This window comes from Streptomyces sp. NPDC020958, from assembly GCF_055562175.1.
In genome coordinates this window covers 438,039-455,065 of sequence record NZ_JBVHFU010000002.1, presented here as the reverse complement: position 1 = coordinate 455,065, position 17,027 = coordinate 438,039, and the positions used below count along the sequence as shown (strand labels likewise).

The 17,027-nt window shown below is 67.6% G+C and carries 9 protein-coding genes; 5 read left to right on the top strand and 4 right to left on the bottom strand.

What is annotated here, in order from left to right:
* Window positions 1-50 precede the first annotated feature (50 nt).
* On the top strand, window positions 51-3,272 hold the full coding sequence (gene drmD / locus ACZ3KP_RS07835; protein ID WP_467497307.1) for a DISARM system SNF2-like helicase DrmD: 3,222 nt from the start codon (window positions 51-53) through the stop codon (window positions 3,270-3,272).
* Window positions 3,269-7,630: an Eco57I restriction-modification methylase domain-containing protein gene (locus tag ACZ3KP_RS07830; protein WP_467497305.1), complete on the top strand. Its 4,362-nt coding sequence runs from the start codon at window positions 3,269-3,271 to the stop codon at window positions 7,628-7,630. The genes drmD and ACZ3KP_RS07830 overlap by 4 nt, the downstream gene beginning before the upstream one ends.
* A gap of 689 nt (window positions 7,631-8,319) precedes the next feature.
* Here the strand turns inward: ACZ3KP_RS07830 and ACZ3KP_RS07825 are convergent.
* Both ACZ3KP_RS07825 and ACZ3KP_RS07820 read right to left on the bottom strand, forming a co-directional pair.
* Window positions 8,320-8,541 carry a DUF397 domain-containing protein gene (locus ACZ3KP_RS07825; RefSeq protein ID WP_467497303.1) on the bottom strand — a complete coding sequence of 74 codons (222 nt, stop codon included), beginning with the start codon at window positions 8,539-8,541 and terminating at the stop codon, window positions 8,320-8,322.
* Window positions 8,538-9,377, bottom strand: coding sequence for a helix-turn-helix domain-containing protein (locus ACZ3KP_RS07820; protein WP_467497301.1), 840 nt, complete (start codon window positions 9,375-9,377; stop codon window positions 8,538-8,540). Before ACZ3KP_RS07820 ends, ACZ3KP_RS07825 begins: the two co-directional genes overlap by 4 nt.
* Before the next feature lie 164 nt (window positions 9,378-9,541).
* Between ACZ3KP_RS07820 and ACZ3KP_RS07815 the strand changes: the two genes are divergently transcribed.
* From ACZ3KP_RS07815 to ACZ3KP_RS07805, 3 genes are all read left to right on the top strand, one after another.
* Window positions 9,542-10,015 (top strand): ATP-binding protein, encoded by a 474-nt coding sequence (locus tag ACZ3KP_RS07815; RefSeq protein ID WP_467497299.1) that lies wholly within the window; start codon window positions 9,542-9,544, stop codon window positions 10,013-10,015.
* 138 nt (window positions 10,016-10,153) lie between these two features.
* Window positions 10,154-11,683 (top strand): esterase/lipase family protein, encoded by a 1,530-nt coding sequence (locus tag ACZ3KP_RS07810; RefSeq protein ID WP_467497297.1) that lies wholly within the window; start codon window positions 10,154-10,156, stop codon window positions 11,681-11,683.
* Window positions 11,684-11,696: 13 nt separating this feature from the next.
* Window positions 11,697-15,947, top strand: a complete 4,251-nt coding sequence (locus ACZ3KP_RS07805) for a hypothetical protein (protein WP_467497295.1) — start codon at window positions 11,697-11,699, stop codon at window positions 15,945-15,947.
* Between the two features lie 74 nt (window positions 15,948-16,021).
* Here ACZ3KP_RS07805 and ACZ3KP_RS07800 read toward each other — a convergent pair whose 3' ends face one another.
* Window positions 16,022-16,591, bottom strand: coding sequence for a Fic/DOC family protein (locus tag ACZ3KP_RS07800; RefSeq protein ID WP_467497293.1), 570 nt, complete (start codon window positions 16,589-16,591; stop codon window positions 16,022-16,024).
* Entirely contained in the window at window positions 16,588-16,938 is a 351-nt protein-coding gene (locus ACZ3KP_RS07795; RefSeq protein WP_467497291.1) for an antitoxin VbhA family protein, read from the bottom strand. Before ACZ3KP_RS07795 ends, ACZ3KP_RS07800 begins: the two co-directional genes overlap by 4 nt.
* Between the last annotated feature and the right edge of the window lie 89 nt (window positions 16,939-17,027).

Below are 17,027 nucleotides of genomic sequence, written 5' to 3'. Positions count from 1 at the left end.
ATTGCGTAGGGTTCTGGCCGTATGCCAGGTCAAGGGGAGGCGGATCACCGATGACGCAGACGGCTCACTGGGAGCGGGGTGCGGCGGCTCCTCAGGAGCGACTGCCCGGGGACGGTGAGCTCGTCGAGGTACGGGGCCAGAGCTGGGTCGTCGCCCGCGTGGAGCCCGCTCCGCCCTCCGACGGCGGCCGGACCGCCACTCTGGTCCACCTCCAGTCCGTCGCCGACGGTCGGTTCGGCGACACCCTCTCCGTCATCTGGGAGGTCGAGCCCGGCCGCCGCATCCTCGACCGTGGCTCCCTGCCCAACGCCTCGACCGGCCAGTACGACCCGCCGTCCCGCCTCGCCGCCTTCCTCGACGCCGTCCGCTGGTCGGCCGTCGCCTCCGCCGACGTCAAGACGCTCCAGGCGCCGTTTCGCTCCGGTGTCGCCGTCGAGCCGTACCAGCTAGAACCCGTCTCCCGAGCGGTCGGCGCTCCCCGCGTCAACCTCCTCCTCGCCGACGACGTCGGCCTCGGCAAAACCATCGAGGCCGGGCTCGTCGTCCAGGAGCTGCTGCTGCGCGGCCGCGCCCACCGCGTCATGGTGATCTGCCCGGCGGGCCTCACCCTGAAGTGGCGTGACGAGCTCGCCGAGAAGTTCGGCCTGGAGTTCACCATCGTCGACGCCGAGCACTGCGCCCGGCTGCGCCGCACCCACGGCACTGCCGCCAACCCGTTCCGCGTCCACCCGCTCACCATCGTGTCCTTGCCGTGGCTGCGCGGCACCAAGGCACAGCGTCTCCTCGACGAGGTCGTCCCACCTCGCCAGGAGACCAACGAGGACGGCACCGAACGCCGCTTCTTCGACCTCCTTGTCCTCGACGAGGCCCATCACGTGGCCCCTGCCGCGCCCAAGCAGGTGTACGCCGTCGACTCCCAGCAGACAAAGCTGATCCGGCGCCTCGTGCCCCACTTCGAGCACCGCCTCTTCCTCTCCGCGACCCCGCACAACGGCTACCCCGAGTCGTACACTGCGCTGCTGGAGCTCATCGACAACCAGAAGTTCGCCCGTGGAGTCGACCCCGACGAGCAGGCCCGCAAGGAAACCGTCGTCCGCCGCCTGAAGTCCACGATCACCAACCCCGACGGCTCCCCCCGCTTCCGCACCCGCCGCACTCGCGAACTCCCCGTCGAGTACACCGACACCGAGCGCGAGATCCACGGAGTGCTCAGCAGCTTCGCCGACCTGCGCCGCAAGCGCATGACCTCCAAGGCCCGCGGTGGCCGCCGCGCCGCCGACCTGGTCACCCTGCTGCTCAAGAAACGGCTGTTCTCCTCCCCGGCCGCCTTCCTGCACACCGTACAGGTCTACCTATCCCACCTGGACGACACCCGGACCCGCACCCGCTCGGCCGCCGCCGATGTCCCCGAGTGGCTGGAGGACTTCCCCGACCTCGTCGCCGAACTCGACGACCTGGGCCTGGCGGAGGCCGAGGACGACGCCCTCACCCGCTCCACCAGCCTCACCCCCCAGGAGGACGGCGAGGAACTCGCCCTGCTCCAGCGGATGGAGCGCTGGGCCCTCACCCACGAGGCCGCCGTCGACTCCAAGGCCGACGCGCTCATCTGCGAACTGAAGGCCATCTGCCGTCCCGACGGCCGTCTCTGGACCAACGAACGGGTCGTCGTCTTCACCGAGTACCGCGACACCCAGAAGTGGCTGTTCAACCTGCTCCAGCAGGAGGAGCTCACCGACGGCGGACGCGTCGCCGTCCTGCACGGCGGCCTCAGCACCGACGACCGCGAGAACATCCGTCTCGGCTTCCAGGCCCACCCGGCCACCGACGAGGGCAAGGTCCGCATCCTGCTGGCCACCGACGCCGCCAGCGAGGGCATCGACCTCCAGAACCACTGCCACCGCCTGTTCAACTACGACATCCCCTTCAACCCCAACAAGCTCGAACAGCGCATCGGCCGCATCGATCGCTGGGGCCAGAAGACCGACCCGGAGATCACCCACTTCATCGGCGCCGGCTGGGAGAAGGCCGCCGCCGGCTCCTACGAGGCCGACCTGGAGTTCCTCTCCCGCATCGCCCGCAAGATCGCCCGCACCGAGGCCGACTTGGGCTCCGTCAACGCCGTCATCGCCGACGCCGTACAGCGCCGCATGACCGGCGACACCACCCCCGTCGACATCGACAACGCCAAGCCCAAGCAGATCGCCGGCCGCCGCACCGGCGGCACCGTGGCCCCCGAGCAGAACGTCACCGCCCAGGCCAAGCGCCTCGCCGACCAGTACCGGGAGACTGTCGACACCCTCGGCCTCACCCCGGCCAACATCAAACGCGTCGTCGATACGGCCCTCGCCCTCGACCACCAGCAGCCCCTCACCCCGTACTACAACGAGGACCTGGACGGCCTCTGGACCGTCCCGCCACTCTCCGGCACCTGGGAACGCGCCACCCGCGGCCTCGCCCATAAGCTGCGCCCCGCCGAGCAGCGCCCCGTCACCTTCGACCCGCAGGTCGCCGCCCTCGGCCGCGACGACGTCGTGCTCACCCACCTCAAGCACCCGCTCGTCGCCCTCTCTACCCGCCTGCTCACCGCCGCCGTGTGGAACGCCGACACCGTCGGCCTGCACCGCGTCACCGCCGTCGTCACCGACGACCCCGCCGTCGAGACCGCCCTCGTCTCCGCCTACGCCCGCTACGTCCTCGTCGGCAACGACGGCACGCGCCTCCACGAGGAGATCCTCTACGCGGGCGGATGGTTCGGCGACACCGGCCGCTTCCGCCGCTGGGAGTCCGTACGCACCCAGGGCGCCGTCCTCGCCCGCGCCCTCACCGACGGTACCGAGGCTGCCCCCGACCTGCGCCGCGCCTACGCCGAGGCCTGGCCCCGGCTGGAGAAACCCCTCCACGACTCCCTCACAGCCCGCGCCCGCGAACGCGGCGCCAGCCTCGAATCCGCACTGGCGTCCCGCCGGACCGAGGAGGAGAACCGCATCCAGGCCACCCTGGACCGCTTCGAGGCCTCCCTGCGCGTCAAGCTCAAGGAGGAGGGCGACGACGCCAACGAGCAGATCGCCCTCTTCGGCACCCGCGAGGTCACCACCGCCGAACAGCGTCAGTACCGTGAGGACCGCGAACGCTGGCAGGCTCGCATCGAAGGACTGGGAGCCGAACGCGAACGCGAACTCGCCGCCATTGCGGCCCGCTACCGCGAACCGAGCTCCCACCTCTTCCCTGTCGCCGTCGTCTTCGTGATCCCCGCAAAGGAAGCCAGCCGATGAGCCGCCCCGCCGCCTCCTCCTTCCGTGGCTCGGCCCGCGTCTCCTCCCGCGGAGTCGCCGCCGCCAGGGCCAAGGCCCTCGACGGCCGGGGCCAGCACCAGGAATGGCTGGACCTCACCGAGGTATCCGGCCCCTTCCTCACCATGCCCGTCCTGCTCCAGGCCTGGCCCCAGCTCGACGCGATCGATAAGGACCAGCGCGCCCGGCTGCGCGCCCGCCACGCCGACTGGCAGGCCGACACCACCGCCGGCCGCGACGAGTGGATCGCCTACGTCCTGCGCGCCCTCCTGGAATGGGGCGACGCCCTCACCCTGCGCCAGGGCCACGACGATGACCTTTCCCTGGACCGCCTCACCCTCGATGTCCCTGAGCACAACGCCCGCGTCCGCCCCGACTTCGCCCTCACCGAGCCCGGCACCGACCTCGCCGCGGAACCGGACACCGACACTGCCGCCAAGCGCGTACGTCTGCTCGGCATCATCGCCCCCAGCGGTACCGCCCCCACCGCCCGCCCGAGTGGGGGCGACGACTGGGCGGCCAGCCCCGCCGACCGCCTCGCCCGACTCCTGCGCCACCACGACATCCCCCTTGGCCTGGTCACCGACGGCCGCTGGTGGTGCCTGGTCTGGGCCCCCGTCGGCGGCGTCACCACGACCGCCGTCTTCGACGCCATCGGCTGGAACGAGGCCGCCGAACGCAACGTCGTCCGCGCCTTCGTCGCCCTGCTGCGCCGCCGCCGCTTCTTCGAGTACGACGAGTCCGAGACGCTGGTTGGCCTGCTGAAGAAGAGCCTTGACGCCGGTGAGGAGGTCACCGAGGCGCTGGGCATCCAGGTCCGCCAGGCGGTCGAGCAGCTGGTGGATGCCATCGGCCGAGCCGACGCCCGCGCCATGCAACACGGCGCCCCCGGTCTACGCGCGAGCGGCGTCGAGGCGAGCGAGGTCTACCGGGGCGCGGTCGCGGTCATGATGCGCCTCGTCTTCCTCCTCTTCGCGGAAGAACGCGGTCTGCTCCCGGCCGACAACGAGGTCTACGCCCGCTCCTACTCCGCCCGCTTCCTCCGCGCTGAGCTGAAGGCCCGCGCGGATGCCGAGGGCGAGGCCTCATTGGAGTACACGACGGCCGCCTGGCACCGTCTGATTGCGCTGTTCCATGCCGTACACGGGGGAGTCCAGCATCCGGAGCTCGAACTCCCCGCGTACGACGGCTCGATCTTCGACCCGGACGCCTACCCCTGGCTGGAGAAGAGCTACCCGCTCCTGCCGATCGACGACCGCACCGTGCTGCACATGCTCCAGTCCGTGCAGGAGGTCCGCGTCGGCACGGGCAGGCAGAGGGAGACCCGCACGCTCAGCTTCCGTGCGCTGGGCGTCGAGCAGATCGGCTACGTGTACGAGGGCCTGCTCTCGTACGACGGTCAGCGCGCCGTCGAGACCATGGTCGGCCTCATCGGCCCGGACGGCGTGGAGCATGAAGTACCGCTGCGGGAACTGGAGTCCCTGGCGGTCTCGTCGAGGGACGTGAAGACCCTTGCAAAGAAGATCTACGAGGCGTGGAAGGACCCGAAGCCGCCGGCGAGCGCGACGAGGCTGGAGAAGCTGCTCGCCCCAGTGAAGGACGTTGCCGAGAGGGAGGAGGCCCGTCGCTTGCTGAACCACGTCTGCCGCGACGGCGGCCTGACGGAACGCCTGCTGCCGTTCTTCGGCATCATCCGCCGCGACCTGCGGGACCTGCCGGTGGTCATCCCGGCGGGGGCTCTGTTCGTGACGGAGTCCTCGCTCAGAAAGAACACGGGCACGCACTACACTCCGCGCCGGTTGGCGGAGGAGGTGATCCTGCACGCGCTGGAGCCGCTGGTGTACGAGCCGGGGCCGCTCCAGACGGCGGACAGGGACGCTTGGGTACCGAAGAAGGCGAAGCAGATCCTTGAGCTGAAGGTCGCAGACATCGCGATGGGGTCGGCGGCGTTCCTGGTGGCAGCTTGCCGGTACTTGGCGGACCGGCTGATCGAGGCGTGGGAGCGGGACGAGCGAGAGGATGCGGTCAAGTACCGCGCGGGCCGGGCTGTCGACGCGGTCACGGCGGCGGACGCGGAGTCCGACCCGGTGGTGATCGAGGCTCGGCGCCAGGTGATTGAGCACTGCCTGTACGGGGTGGACATCAACCCAATGGCCGTGGAGATGGCCAAGCTGTCGCTGTGGCTGGTGTCCATGGATCCGACTCGTCCATTCACGTTCCTGGATGACCGGTTGGTGACGGGGGACTCGCTGCTGGGGGTCACGTCGTTGGAGCAGCTGAAGGCTGTCCACTTGGATGTGGCGAAGGGCGACCTGCTTGGCGCCGAGGCGGACACCGAGAGTCTGGTCGCCGAAGTTATTGCCGAGCGGCACGCCATCACGGAGATAGAGGGTGATGGCATCGAGGCCCTGGGCAAAAAGCGGGAACATCTGCGCGCGGTGCGGGAGAAGACGGCGCGTTTGAGTTTGGTGGGTGACCTTATCGTTGGGGCAGCGCTAGCTACATGTGCTTCAGGGAGGGTGCCCTGGTATGAGGAGGGCGGTGAACGGGTCCGAAACCTGTTCCCGTCCGCGGCACGCCGGGCGCGGGAGGCTGCCCGGAGTCTCGCGGCGGACGACTCGATCGCAGTTGTGGAGGCGCGGGCCGAAGCGCGGGAGTGGCTGGCGAGCGAGCTGCCGGAGGGCAGCATGGGAAGGATGCCGCTGCACTGGCCTCTGGAATTTCCAGAGGTTTTTGTGGAGCGGGGCGGGTTCGATGCGGTCGTAGGGAATCCGCCGTTCCTGGGTGGGCAGAAGCTTACGGGTGCCATGGGGGAGGCATACCGGGAATATTTGGTGGAGTACCTGGCTGGCGGCAGGAGGGGAAGCGCGGATTTGGTGGCGTACTTCGAGCTGCGCGCACACCGTCTCCTAAATGAAAGGGGGCAGACGGGTCTGATCGCCACGAATACATTGGCGCAAGGAGATACCCGCGAGGTGGGATTGGCTCAGCTGGAAGCTGGTGGAGTCACCATTCGGAGGGCCCTAAAGAGTGCACCATGGCCTTCGCGATCCGCAGTACTTGAATACTGTGCTGTATGGACTAGTCGAGCGAATGTTGCGCAGGGAGCAGCTCTTTTTCTTGACGGCATGCTAGTCTCGAACGGAATTTCTACGTCCCTGAACCCGGCTACGCGCGAGGACTCGTGGGCGGAGCGACTAGAACGTAATGGCGGATTGTCATTCCAGGGCGTAATCGTCTTGGGGCTCGGCTTTACGCTGCCTGCCGCGCGGGCGCGTGCCTGGATTTCAGAGTATAAGAAGTATAGCGAGGTTGTATTTCCGTACATCAACGGTCAGGATCTAAATAGCAACCCCAGGCATGAAAGTGATCGCTGGGTTATCAATTTTCACGATTGGCCGGAATCTCAAGCCAAAGAATACCCATACGCTTTTGAGCAGGTTCTGCGAGAGGTTAAACCGGAGCGTCAGCGCCGCGGAGAAGGGGGAGGGTATGTTTTGCGTAACCCACTTCCTCAGCGCTACTGGCAGTATGCTGAAAAAAGGCCAGCGCTTATGGTCGCCCTCTCTCGACTTTCGCGGTGCATGGTTATTACTCGTCATACGCACACTGTGATGCCCGTGATGATGTCAACTGGCCAAATTTTTAGCGAGGCAACGGTTGTCTTTGCTTGCGATGACCTCGCCCTCCTCGGCGTGCTAAGTAGTGCCCCGCACTATTGGTGGGCGATTGATCGCGCTTCTACGATGAAGGGTGACCTTCGTTATACATCAACCGATGTCTTCGAAACGCTCGTACGGCCCTTGCTAACTGATCGTCTACGCAGCGCTGGTGCCCGCCTCGACCAGTACCGTCGCGAGTTTATGTCGCGTCGAAATATCGGCCTTACTGCTACCTATAATCTCGTTCACGACCCAGCTTTCCAGGACGGCGACATCGTCGAACTTCGCCACATTCATGAGGAGGTCGACAAGGCCACTCTTGAGGCTTACGGCTGGCATGATCTGCTAGATGAGGCGGGCCAGACCCCGCCTGCCGACCCCGCCCACGAGACCTGCCCCCTCAATCATGGCTTCCACGAGACCGACCAGGGCACCCGCTACACCATCGGTCTGCTCGCCCGCACCGAGATCATCGACCGCCTCCGCCAGCTGAACCACCAGGCATACGCCGACGAGGTCTACCTCGGCTTGCACAAGAAGCCCAAGAAGTACCCTGACATGCCGGAGCCTTCGGCAGAAGCTAAGCGGCAGCGAGCAGAACAGAGGAGCGCTGCCCCCACTGCCCGAGCCGCATTCGAGGACGGTGGGCTCTTCCCGCCTGACGATGCCCTCTTCTGACGTGATGCCCACAAGGTCGTGGCCACCGGCTGGGAGTCACGCGCATGCTGACCAGCAGTAGCCGGCCTGAGGATTACTCGAGACCCCGCAGTCCGACCGTTTATCGCCGGAGGCCAATCAGCCATGCCCTCGCCGTACGTTGACTATCGCCTCGTCCAGACCGCGGTAATCGGCGACAAGGATTCCAACCTTGCCATCATCCTCCCCATGGAGGCGGCAGAACTGGCCCTATGGCGCATGCGGAGCAGCTACGCCAAAAGTTGATCACGGTTACTCGTGCTCGTCGTACCGTGACCTGGGATGCTCTGATCAGCGGTGTAGCCAGCGACCTTGCAGCCCTTCCCTACAGCACGCGGTGAGAGATGCTCGCGCGGGTCGACGCCGAAACCGCGATGAACGCGCCGTTGCTATCGGCACTGGTGACGACCCCGGGAGGTGGGCTGGTGCCCTACTACCGCCAGGTCCTCAGGAAGCTGGGATTCGAGGTACCCAGAACAGACCTGGCGCTTGGGATGATTTTGGCCCGTGAGCAGGAACGCGCTTATGCGGCTTACGGCGATAACCCATCGCCGCTTGGCCACCCCGCCTCGTGCCGAGAGCCGGGGACCACAGTACGGGAGCAGGGGGTTGGCCAAGGCGCGCACTGAGCCGGGGTACCTGCCCGCAGCCCTGCTCAGGTGAAAGCGGCGTCAGATGTCGTTCCGGTGCGCGCGCCTCGCGTACGCAACGAACGCGGACCATTCGGCATGAGAGAAGCCGAGCACCGGTCCCTGCCGGGTCTTCGAGTCGCGGATGTTGACCGTGCCCGGAGCGGGGGCCACCTCGACACAGTCTCCTCCGTCAGAGCCGCTGTAGCTGCTCTTGAACCACCGTAGGGAACCCGAGTCGGCCGTGCTCTGCTTCGAGTTCATGCCTCTCCTGCCAGACGTTCGATGAGATCTGCGGACTCTCCGGCGTTCAGGGCCTGCGAGCGCAGCTTGCCATATCGTAGGCCGAAGGCACTGACCTTCCCAGGGTCGGTAACGACGACACCGACCCCCTGGGATTCGAAGTAGCCGACCTGCTGGTGCTCCAGGGTTTCGAGGAGAACCATCGGGCCGTTGAGTCCCGGATGGAAGCCCGCAGCCTCCGGCATGACCTGGATCTCGACATTGCGCTGCGCCCCCACCTGCAGCAGATGTTCAAGCTGTGCCCGCATCGAGCCCCTGCCCCAGACGGCGTTGCGCAGTACGGATTCGCCGATGATGAAGGAGAGGTCCACCGGCGGTGTCTTGCTGAGCAGTCGCTGCCTGCTGAGCCGGGCTTCGATGTGCTGCTCGATCATCTCGTCGGGCAGCGGTGGGCAGTGGGCCGTGAACAGCGCCCGTGCGTACTCCTCAGTCTGCAACAACCCGGGTACCAGGAGCGGATCGTACGAGAACCGACTCACCGCCTCCGCCTCGATCGACGCGAAGTCCTGGAAGAACTTGGGCAATTTGGCCCGGTCCACGTCCTCCTGTAGTTCCGCGAGCACCCCGCCCGTCGCGAGGACACGCTCGGCCGCCTCCGTGAACGCGGCCTTCGCCGGCCGGCGGCCCTGCTCGATGGAGGCCACCTGTTCGCAGGAGTAGCCGACGGCGTCGGCCAGTTCCTGCTGGGTCAACCCGTTCTTACTACGGAAGAGCTTGGCCAGCTTGCCGTAGCCGACCCAGATCGCCGGGTGGTCGTCGTCTCGTTCGTGTCGCCTTGTGCGGCTGTTGTTCGCCATGCGCGTCACGTCCCCACGTCTCGCCGTACCTTCGCTGACCAACGTGGCCGCCTGCCACCCGTCACGGGCCGTGACCCGTACCGATCCCTACCCAACTCGTACAGCGCTGCCGGGTACGACCATCCGCCCTGGTCAGCGTATGGGCGTGACGAGACGGTTACGGTGTGAAGTCAGAAACTCGTGCTTCAGCGTGCACACCCCAACCCCAGTTCCAGGCCCTGTCGTTCCGCGTACAGCTCAGCTCGTCCCGGCGAGGGGCCCGGCTCGCCCGGCTGCTTGCCGTGCAGCAACTCGACGACTGGGAGATCCCCCGCGACGGCCGCACGGCGTCAACTGTGGCGGCCGTCGTCGCTGAGTTCGCCGCCAACGCCGTCACGCACGGCCACACGCCCGGACGGGACTTCGCCCTGCGTCTAACGCTGACGCCGGAGTGGGTGCGTATCGAAGTGGCCGACACCCGGCCGGACAAGCTCCCGCCTGCACCCGGGAGGCTGCCCGAACGGCCGGATCCGGCGGCGGAGTCGGGGCGCGGCCTGCTCCTCGTGGAAGCCCTCGCCGACCGATGGGGCGCGGAGCCGCAGGGGCCTTACACCAAGGTGACCTGGGCCGAAGTCGATCGGCCGCCCAGCGACCACTGAGGGCTACGATCTGGCATCCCGGCAAGGGGAACTGCCTGCCGCGAGCGCGACGCTGGGTGATCTGCCACGGCTTCCCCGCAGCGGCAGTCCTCGGCATTCCTGCCCTCTCTGCGGGGCATGCCAGATATCGTTTCCCGCATGATGTATGGGGGGACCGAGCGAACCAACGTGTCGTTCGGCGCGGGCGTGGCGCCCTGGGCGCCAGCACCGCCCGTGACGCCGGATGCGACGCATGATGCGGTGATCGTGGTGCCGGGGATCATGGGCAGCGCTCTGCGCGACACCACGACAGGGCGGTTGGTGTGGGGGCTGCGTGATCTCAGGTGGGTGGGCGCGGCCTGGCGTCACGAGGACGGGATGCAGCCGCTGCACCTGGACGATGACGAACGATCCGGCCGGTACGGCCGGATCGAGGCCACCGAGTTGCTTCGCGCTCCAGTCTGGGCGCCGTTCCTGAAGGGCATCGAACCCTATGACGATCTTCTCGATGCCGTCCGTGAGGTAGCTCGTCCCAAGGCCGTACTTGAGTTTCCGTACGACTGGCGGCTCCCCGTCGCCGTCAACGGAGCGCGGCTGGCAGGAGCCGCTCACGAGCACCTGGCCCTGTGGCGCGCCAGTGAGGAGCACACTCGGGCACGTCGCTCGCATCCGGACGAGCGCGAGGCCCGTCTGGTGTTCGTCGCCCACTCCATGGGCGGCATGGTCACCCGGGCCGCCTTCGCCCACGCCGCCTCCCAAGGCAGCGATCTGGCCTCCCAGACCAGGGCCGTGGTCACCCTCGGTACGCCGTTCCTCGGCTCGGCCAAGGCGGCGGTCATCCTCAACGGCGACCGCTCCGGCCGGTTGCCCGCCCGGCTGCGGCGCCGGATGCAGGCCCTGTCCGCGACACTGCCGGGTGTACACGATCTGCTCCCAGACTACCGCTGCGTCGATGCGGGTCTCGATGTCCACCGCCTCAGCTCGGCCGACGTCGCAGCCCTGGGGGGAGACGCGGAACTGGCTCGCGAGGCCCAGGAGTTCCAGCAGCACATGCGGGAGAAGGGGCCCGAGCTGCCGCGCCACCGTGCTGTCGTCGGGGTCGCCCAGCCGACCGTACAGAGCCTGCGCCTAGACGGCGGTGTGGTGCACGAGCAGTACGTTTCGTTCGAGCGCAACGGCGACGGCGAGCTGGCACGGGATCGCAACGGCGTCCCTCTCCGCCGGGACCGTGCCGGGGACGGCACGGTCTACCGGGACGCCGCTTCTTTCGCCCCGGCCATGGGGGTGACCCCACTCCCGCTGCAGCACGGCGCACTGGCCAAGGACAGCGTCGCCATCACCTATGTTCGGGCCGTCCTCACCGAGCACGACCAAGACCTCGGCCCCGCACTGGGCGAGGGCGACATCGGTCTGGACGTCCCGGACTGTGTTGAAGCGGGCCGGTCCTGGCTGCTGCGTCTGCGGCCTGGCCCCGGTTCCGTCTTGGACACGTATGCCGGAATCACCTGCACCGTCCATGACGCCGAGACCGGCCTGCGGGTCGCCACCGGTCGGCTCGGCTGGCACGACGGCGACATCGGTGCCTGGATCACCCTTCCCGGACCGGGCCTCTACCGGGTCAGGACCAGTACCGGCGGCAACGCAGCCGTCACCCAGCTCGTCCTGGCGCTCGACCCCGACAACGACTGAACCGCTGCGCGTCATGACCATCTCCGACAGCACCGACGGAAGACCTCTGCAGTTCTTCCCGATCGATATAGGCGTCTATCTCCACCACCCCGGGCTTGAGACGGATCCCGAGATCAAAGGCATCGAGGCGTTACTGAAGCCGTTCGGTGCTCGGGCCGAACCCTGGCCGGTCTCCCCGGAGGACCGCGGGATCGCAGCTGTCACCGCCCGCCTGAAGGAATGGTCCACTCCCCAGAACATCGGCGACACCGTTCTCTACTGGGTCGGTCACGGCGTCAGCGACGGAGGGCCCACCGCGCTGCTGGCCCATGCCCACAGCCCCTGGCTGGTGATCCCCGACGGAATAGACCCACCCACTCTGCTGCGGCACATCAAGGCCCGGCAGGGCAGGAACGGCGCGGGCTGGGCCATCGTCATCATCGACGCCTGCGCCTCCGGGCGGTTCGTTGAACTGCTGACCAGCGAGGCCTATCGGGACGGGGATGTTCACAACTTCCTGCTGGTGGCGACCTCCAAGGACGGAAGCACCACACTCGGTGCGTTCCGCAGAGCTCTTGCCCTCGTCCTGACGGCGACCTTCCCGGCGCAGGCTGCTATCGACCTGTGCGATCTTGCCAACGAACTGAACCGTAACCTCCACGGCTGTCACGTCATAGCCAAGATGGACACGGGGCGCGCCTTGCTGACGCGCACGGTGCCGGCCTTCGCGGCCCATGCTCAGGCGGCACTGGATGTGGTGGCCGAGATCGATGCCGTCATCGCGTCCCTGACCGAGGACGAACGGCGTCACTTCGTGCCCAAGGCCAGTGGTGCCGAACTCGGTGAGCAGCACTGGTACTTCAAGGGCCGCGTGAAGGAGCGTCGTGACATTCTCTCCTGGCTCGACCGTGCCACAGAGGGCATGCTCGTCGTCACCGGAGCGGCAGGATCGGGGAAGTCCGCGCTGCTCGGGCATGTCCTGGTGCACTCCCGGCGCGAACTCTCCGACATCCTCATCCGCCGTCAGCAGCTCGATCCCCTTCCCCTTGGCAGTCCCCGCCCCTACGAAGCCTTCGATCTGGTCCTGCATCTGACCGGTGCGACACCCAGGGAGGTCGTGCTGCGGATCGCCGCGGCAGCCGGGCTCCCTGCCCCTCCCGAGGGGGCGATCGCCGAACAGTGCACGTGGCTGACCCAGCATTTCGGCAAGACGGACGAAGCCGTGGCGGCATGCGATGCCGAGGTGGGCGGTTCCCCGTTCACGATCCTGGCGGACGCGCTCGACGAGGCCCACCTGCCGCTGACGATCGCCGAGCGGATACTGAGCCCCCTGGCGGACCTCCCCGGCGTGCGGGTCGTGGTCGGCACCCGCGGCTCCACACTCGAAGGACCCGACCTGCCGGAGCCGGAAGACCGAGACATCATGGACGCTCTGGGAATCGACCGGGAACCGAACCGGACGGTCCTCCTCGTCGACCGTGACGCGCAGGCCATGACCCGCTACATCCAGCAACGCCTGGAGTTGGCGAGGATTCGGGGTGACCTTCAGGTGGAACCCTCACAGATCGACTACCTGGCGAAAGCTCTTGGAGCTCTTGACCAGCAATTCCTCTATGCCCGCCTCGCGGTGCACGAGATCATCGCCGACCCGGGGCTTGCCGAGAACCCCGAACCGCTGCGCGAAGACGACCACCGTCGACTCTTCGCCCGTGCCGTCGACCGGCTGGCCAAGCGGGCCCCCGCCAACCACGCCCTGTTGGAGGCGCTCGCTCTGGCCCAGGGACACGGCCTGCCCCTGACCGGAGGTGTGTGGGCCGGTGTCGCCACAGCCCTCGCCGACAGCCCCGGCCTGAAGGTCACCGATGCGGATATCGAGGAACTGAGAGGAACAGCGGCCCCCTACCTCATGCTCGACATGGAATTCGGGCAGAGCGTGTACCGACTGGCCCACCGAACCTTCGCCGAGCACTTCTCCCGGTCTGGTTCGCTGTCCTCCCACGACCCGCGGCATTCCCGTATCACCGAGCACCTGGCAGACATGCCGGACACACAGGCGGCGGACAGCCCACTCAATCCTTATCTCGCTGAGTACCTGTCTGCTCACGCGGGCCTCGCAGGACCCGACGGGTGGCGGATACTCGCGGACCGCCCGCACCTGCTCGACTCGCTCAATCCGGCCGCGGTCACCACCAGCATCATGCTCAGGGCCCTCGGTCGGTTTGAGGTGCCGCCCGAGCTGGCCGGCTTCCTCTCGGCGAGCGAACACCTCAGCACGGCTGATCCCCGGGACCGGCGAGGGCTGCGCGAGCTGGCCGGCATCCGCAGCACAGGGGAGTCCGTGGTGCCCCGCAGGGGTGGGATGTTCCACGACCCTTGTTCGGCATGGTCAGTCCGCTGGGGCCACCTCAGGCGCCACGCGATCCATCTGCCCCTGACGGCACACACCGGCCGGGTGCGGGCGGTGGCAGCCTTCGAGGGCTCCGGCGGGCGGGTGCAGCTGGCCACGGGGGGCGAGGACGGGGCGGTACGGATCTGGGATCCGGCAAAGGGGGAGGCGACAGGGGAGCCGTTGATCGGTCACGACGGCGCTGTCCACACGGTTGTGGCGTTCAGGGGAGCCAAGGGGCGTGTGCAACTGGCTACGGGTGGTGAGGATGGGACAGTGCGGATCTGGGATCCCGCCAAGAGGGAGGAGGCCAGGGAGCCGCTGGTCGGTCACAAGGCTTGGGTCTATTCGGTGGCGGCGTTCGACGGGCCCGACGGACAAGCGCTGTTGGCGTCGGGTGGTGAGGACGGGACAGTGCGCGTCTGGGACCCCGCTACTGGCGAGGAGTTGGCTAGAGGGGGCGAGATCGTGACCGTCCCGACCCGGGACCCAGACACCGGCAAGGAAGGGTCGGAGGACCTCGTCATTGGCCACACCGGACCGGTGTACTCAGTGGTGGCGCTTGAGGTGCTTGACGGGACCGAGGCCTCAGAGGCGCCCGAGGGCCAGGTGCTGTTGGCGACCGGGGGCGAGGACGGGACGGTGCGGCTTTGGGATCCAGCCATCTGCGAGGAGGTCTCAGAACCCCTTGACGGTCATGGTGACGCGGTTTATTCGCTGGTGGCTTTCGACGGGCCTGATGGACACGTGCTGTTGGCGTCGGGGGGTGAGGACGAGTCGGTACTGGTCTGGGACCCGGCCATGGGAGAAGTGAGGGCAGAACTGACCGGACACACCAGCCCCGTGTTCGCCATGGGTGCCTTCACCGGACCCGAGGCCTCGCCGCTGCTTGCGGTCGGCAGCGGAGACCACAGCGTGCGGCTGTGGGATCCGGCCAACAGTCGCCAGACCGAGGGGCGTCTGACCGGGCACAAGGAATGGGTAAGGGCTGTCGTGCCGGTCGCGTTGCCCGGTACGCGTGCACTGCTGGCCACCGGCAGCGACGACGGCACCTTGCGGATCTGGCCGTCATCTGGAGGGAGACCGGCGAACGCGCTGCTCCAGGGTGATCTGGGAGCCGTCTATGCGGTGACGGCCTTCGTCGGCGAGGAGGAGCAGAACTTGCTCGCCACCGTGGGCGAGGACTCGGTGACGCGCGTGTGGGATCCGGCCGACGGGGAGCCGGCCGGAGAGTTGCAGACCGATCGTGACGGAGCCGACCACGCCGTTGCGGTAGTCACCACCCGTAAAGGGGACCTTCTTTTCGCTGCGGGCGGTGAGGACGGGGTTGTGCGGCTGCGGGACTGGCAGACCGGTGCGATGGTCGGCGAGCTGGCTCATGTGGGCGCGGTCCGGGCGATGTCGGTGTTCACCGGGCTGGGTGGACAGACGCTTCTCGCCACAGCCGGAGAAGACGGGGTGGTGCGACTCTGGGACCCGCTGACTGAGACGAGGGTGGGCGAAGTGGAGACGGCTCACGCCGGAGGGGTGCGGGCGATGTCGGTGTTCACCGGGCTGGGTGGACAGACGCTCCTTGCCACGGTCGGCGCGGACGGGACGGTGGGGCTGAGAAACCTGATGAGTGGCCACGACCTGGGTGAGCCGTTCCGTCACTGCAGCGGAGTGACTGCGGTGGCGGCATACCCCCTCTCTGACGGGGAAGCCATGCTCGTCACAGGTGGTCATGACGAAGCCCTCCGGTTCTGGCACTGCGAGACGGGGGTCGAGACGCTGACGATCCCCCTGGGGCTTCACGTGCACGATGTCGACTTTGTCGATGGGGATCTGGCCCTGGCCACAGCGGAAGGCCTGTTGCAGGTGAGCCTCGAAGCGGCCTCTAACCTCGCTGGCAAGCTCTGAGTCGTGCTTCCCTCCGACCTGCTAGGACTGCCGTCCCGACGCGACCACGCAACAGGATCTGCTGTGCAGGGGCGTCATTTCGTGGTGACGAGCTCGTCGAGCATCTGCTCGAGCAGGCTGTTGTCACCGAGGAAGCTCTTCACCGAGGCGTCCTCGTTGCGCTGAGGATCCATGCCCGACCAGCTCAGGTCGTATCCCGCGTCGGCGCTGAGCTGAGCCAGGAACGCCCGCTGGGCCCGGCCGTTGCCCTCGCGGAACGGGTGCAGGACGTTCATGTCGCCGTACAGCTCGGCCAGTCGGATGACGAATTCCTGCCGGGGGAGATCCTGCAGATGACCGGAGGAGGCGAGACGGCCGAAGACCTCGCCGGCGTAGGTCACCAGGTTTCTCGCCGGGCAGAACGGCGTGCGCTTGGCGATGTTCACGGTGCGTAACTCGCCTGCCCACGGATAGATGTCACCGAAGATCCCGTCATGGAACGCCTGGAGATGGGCGAGGTCGTACGCGCCGGGTAGGGGGCGTTCGGTGAGCATGACGAGGCGGGCACGGGTGATGTCCGCCTCTGCTGCCTGGAGCAGCTGATGGTCGGTGATGCCGAGCTTGTTGCGCAGCATGCCGTTGGGCATGGCGTACGGATCGTTCACCCTGCCCGCCGCCGCGGAGCCTGTCGGTGGCGGGCGATCGCGCGGGCGACAAGGGTGTCCGCGTCGAGGTCGCCCTTTACGTACGCCTCGGTGTCGCGGTCGGAGGCCTCGGAGGCGCGGAGCCCCTCGGCCTCGATGGAGCCGGTGGCCGAGGCGACGGCCACACGTCGCGCCGCCCGGCCGCTCAGCGCCTCGAAGGCCTCGACGGACAGGAGGACGCCCTGCGGCTTGCGGTGGGCGCCGATCAGGATCGGGTCGGCATCCGCGCCTGACTCCGACAGGTCGGTCAGAATCCGCGACAGTCTCGCGCGCGCGTCGCTGACGGTCACGACCTCGGGGATCTCCATGCTGTCACCGCACCCAGATAGAGTCATGATTCTGTACAGATTCTAGTACGGATTCCGGTGGGGTGCGTGGGTGGGGCGGTGAGCGCGGC

Bases quoted from the DNA above. Each gene is read 5' to 3' on its own strand.
- ACZ3KP_RS07795 (WP_467497291.1), bottom strand. From the start codon at position 16,938: ATGGAGATCCCCGAGGTCGTGACCGTCAGCGACGCGCGCGCGAGACTG.
- ACZ3KP_RS07825 (WP_467497303.1), bottom strand. From the start codon at position 8,541: ATGAACTCGAAGCAGAGCACGGCCGACTCGGGTTCCCTACGGTGGTTC.
- ACZ3KP_RS07820 (WP_467497301.1), bottom strand. From the start codon at position 9,377: ATGGCGAACAACAGCCGCACAAGGCGACACGAACGAGACGACGACCAC.
- drmD (WP_467497307.1), top strand. From the start codon at position 51: ATGACGCAGACGGCTCACTGGGAGCGGGGTGCGGCGGCTCCTCAGGAG.
- ACZ3KP_RS07810 (WP_467497297.1), top strand. From the start codon at position 10,154: ATGATGTATGGGGGGACCGAGCGAACCAACGTGTCGTTCGGCGCGGGC.
- ACZ3KP_RS07830 (WP_467497305.1), top strand. From the start codon at position 3,269: ATGAGCCGCCCCGCCGCCTCCTCCTTCCGTGGCTCGGCCCGCGTCTCC.
- ACZ3KP_RS07805 (WP_467497295.1), top strand. From the start codon at position 11,697: ATGACCATCTCCGACAGCACCGACGGAAGACCTCTGCAGTTCTTCCCG.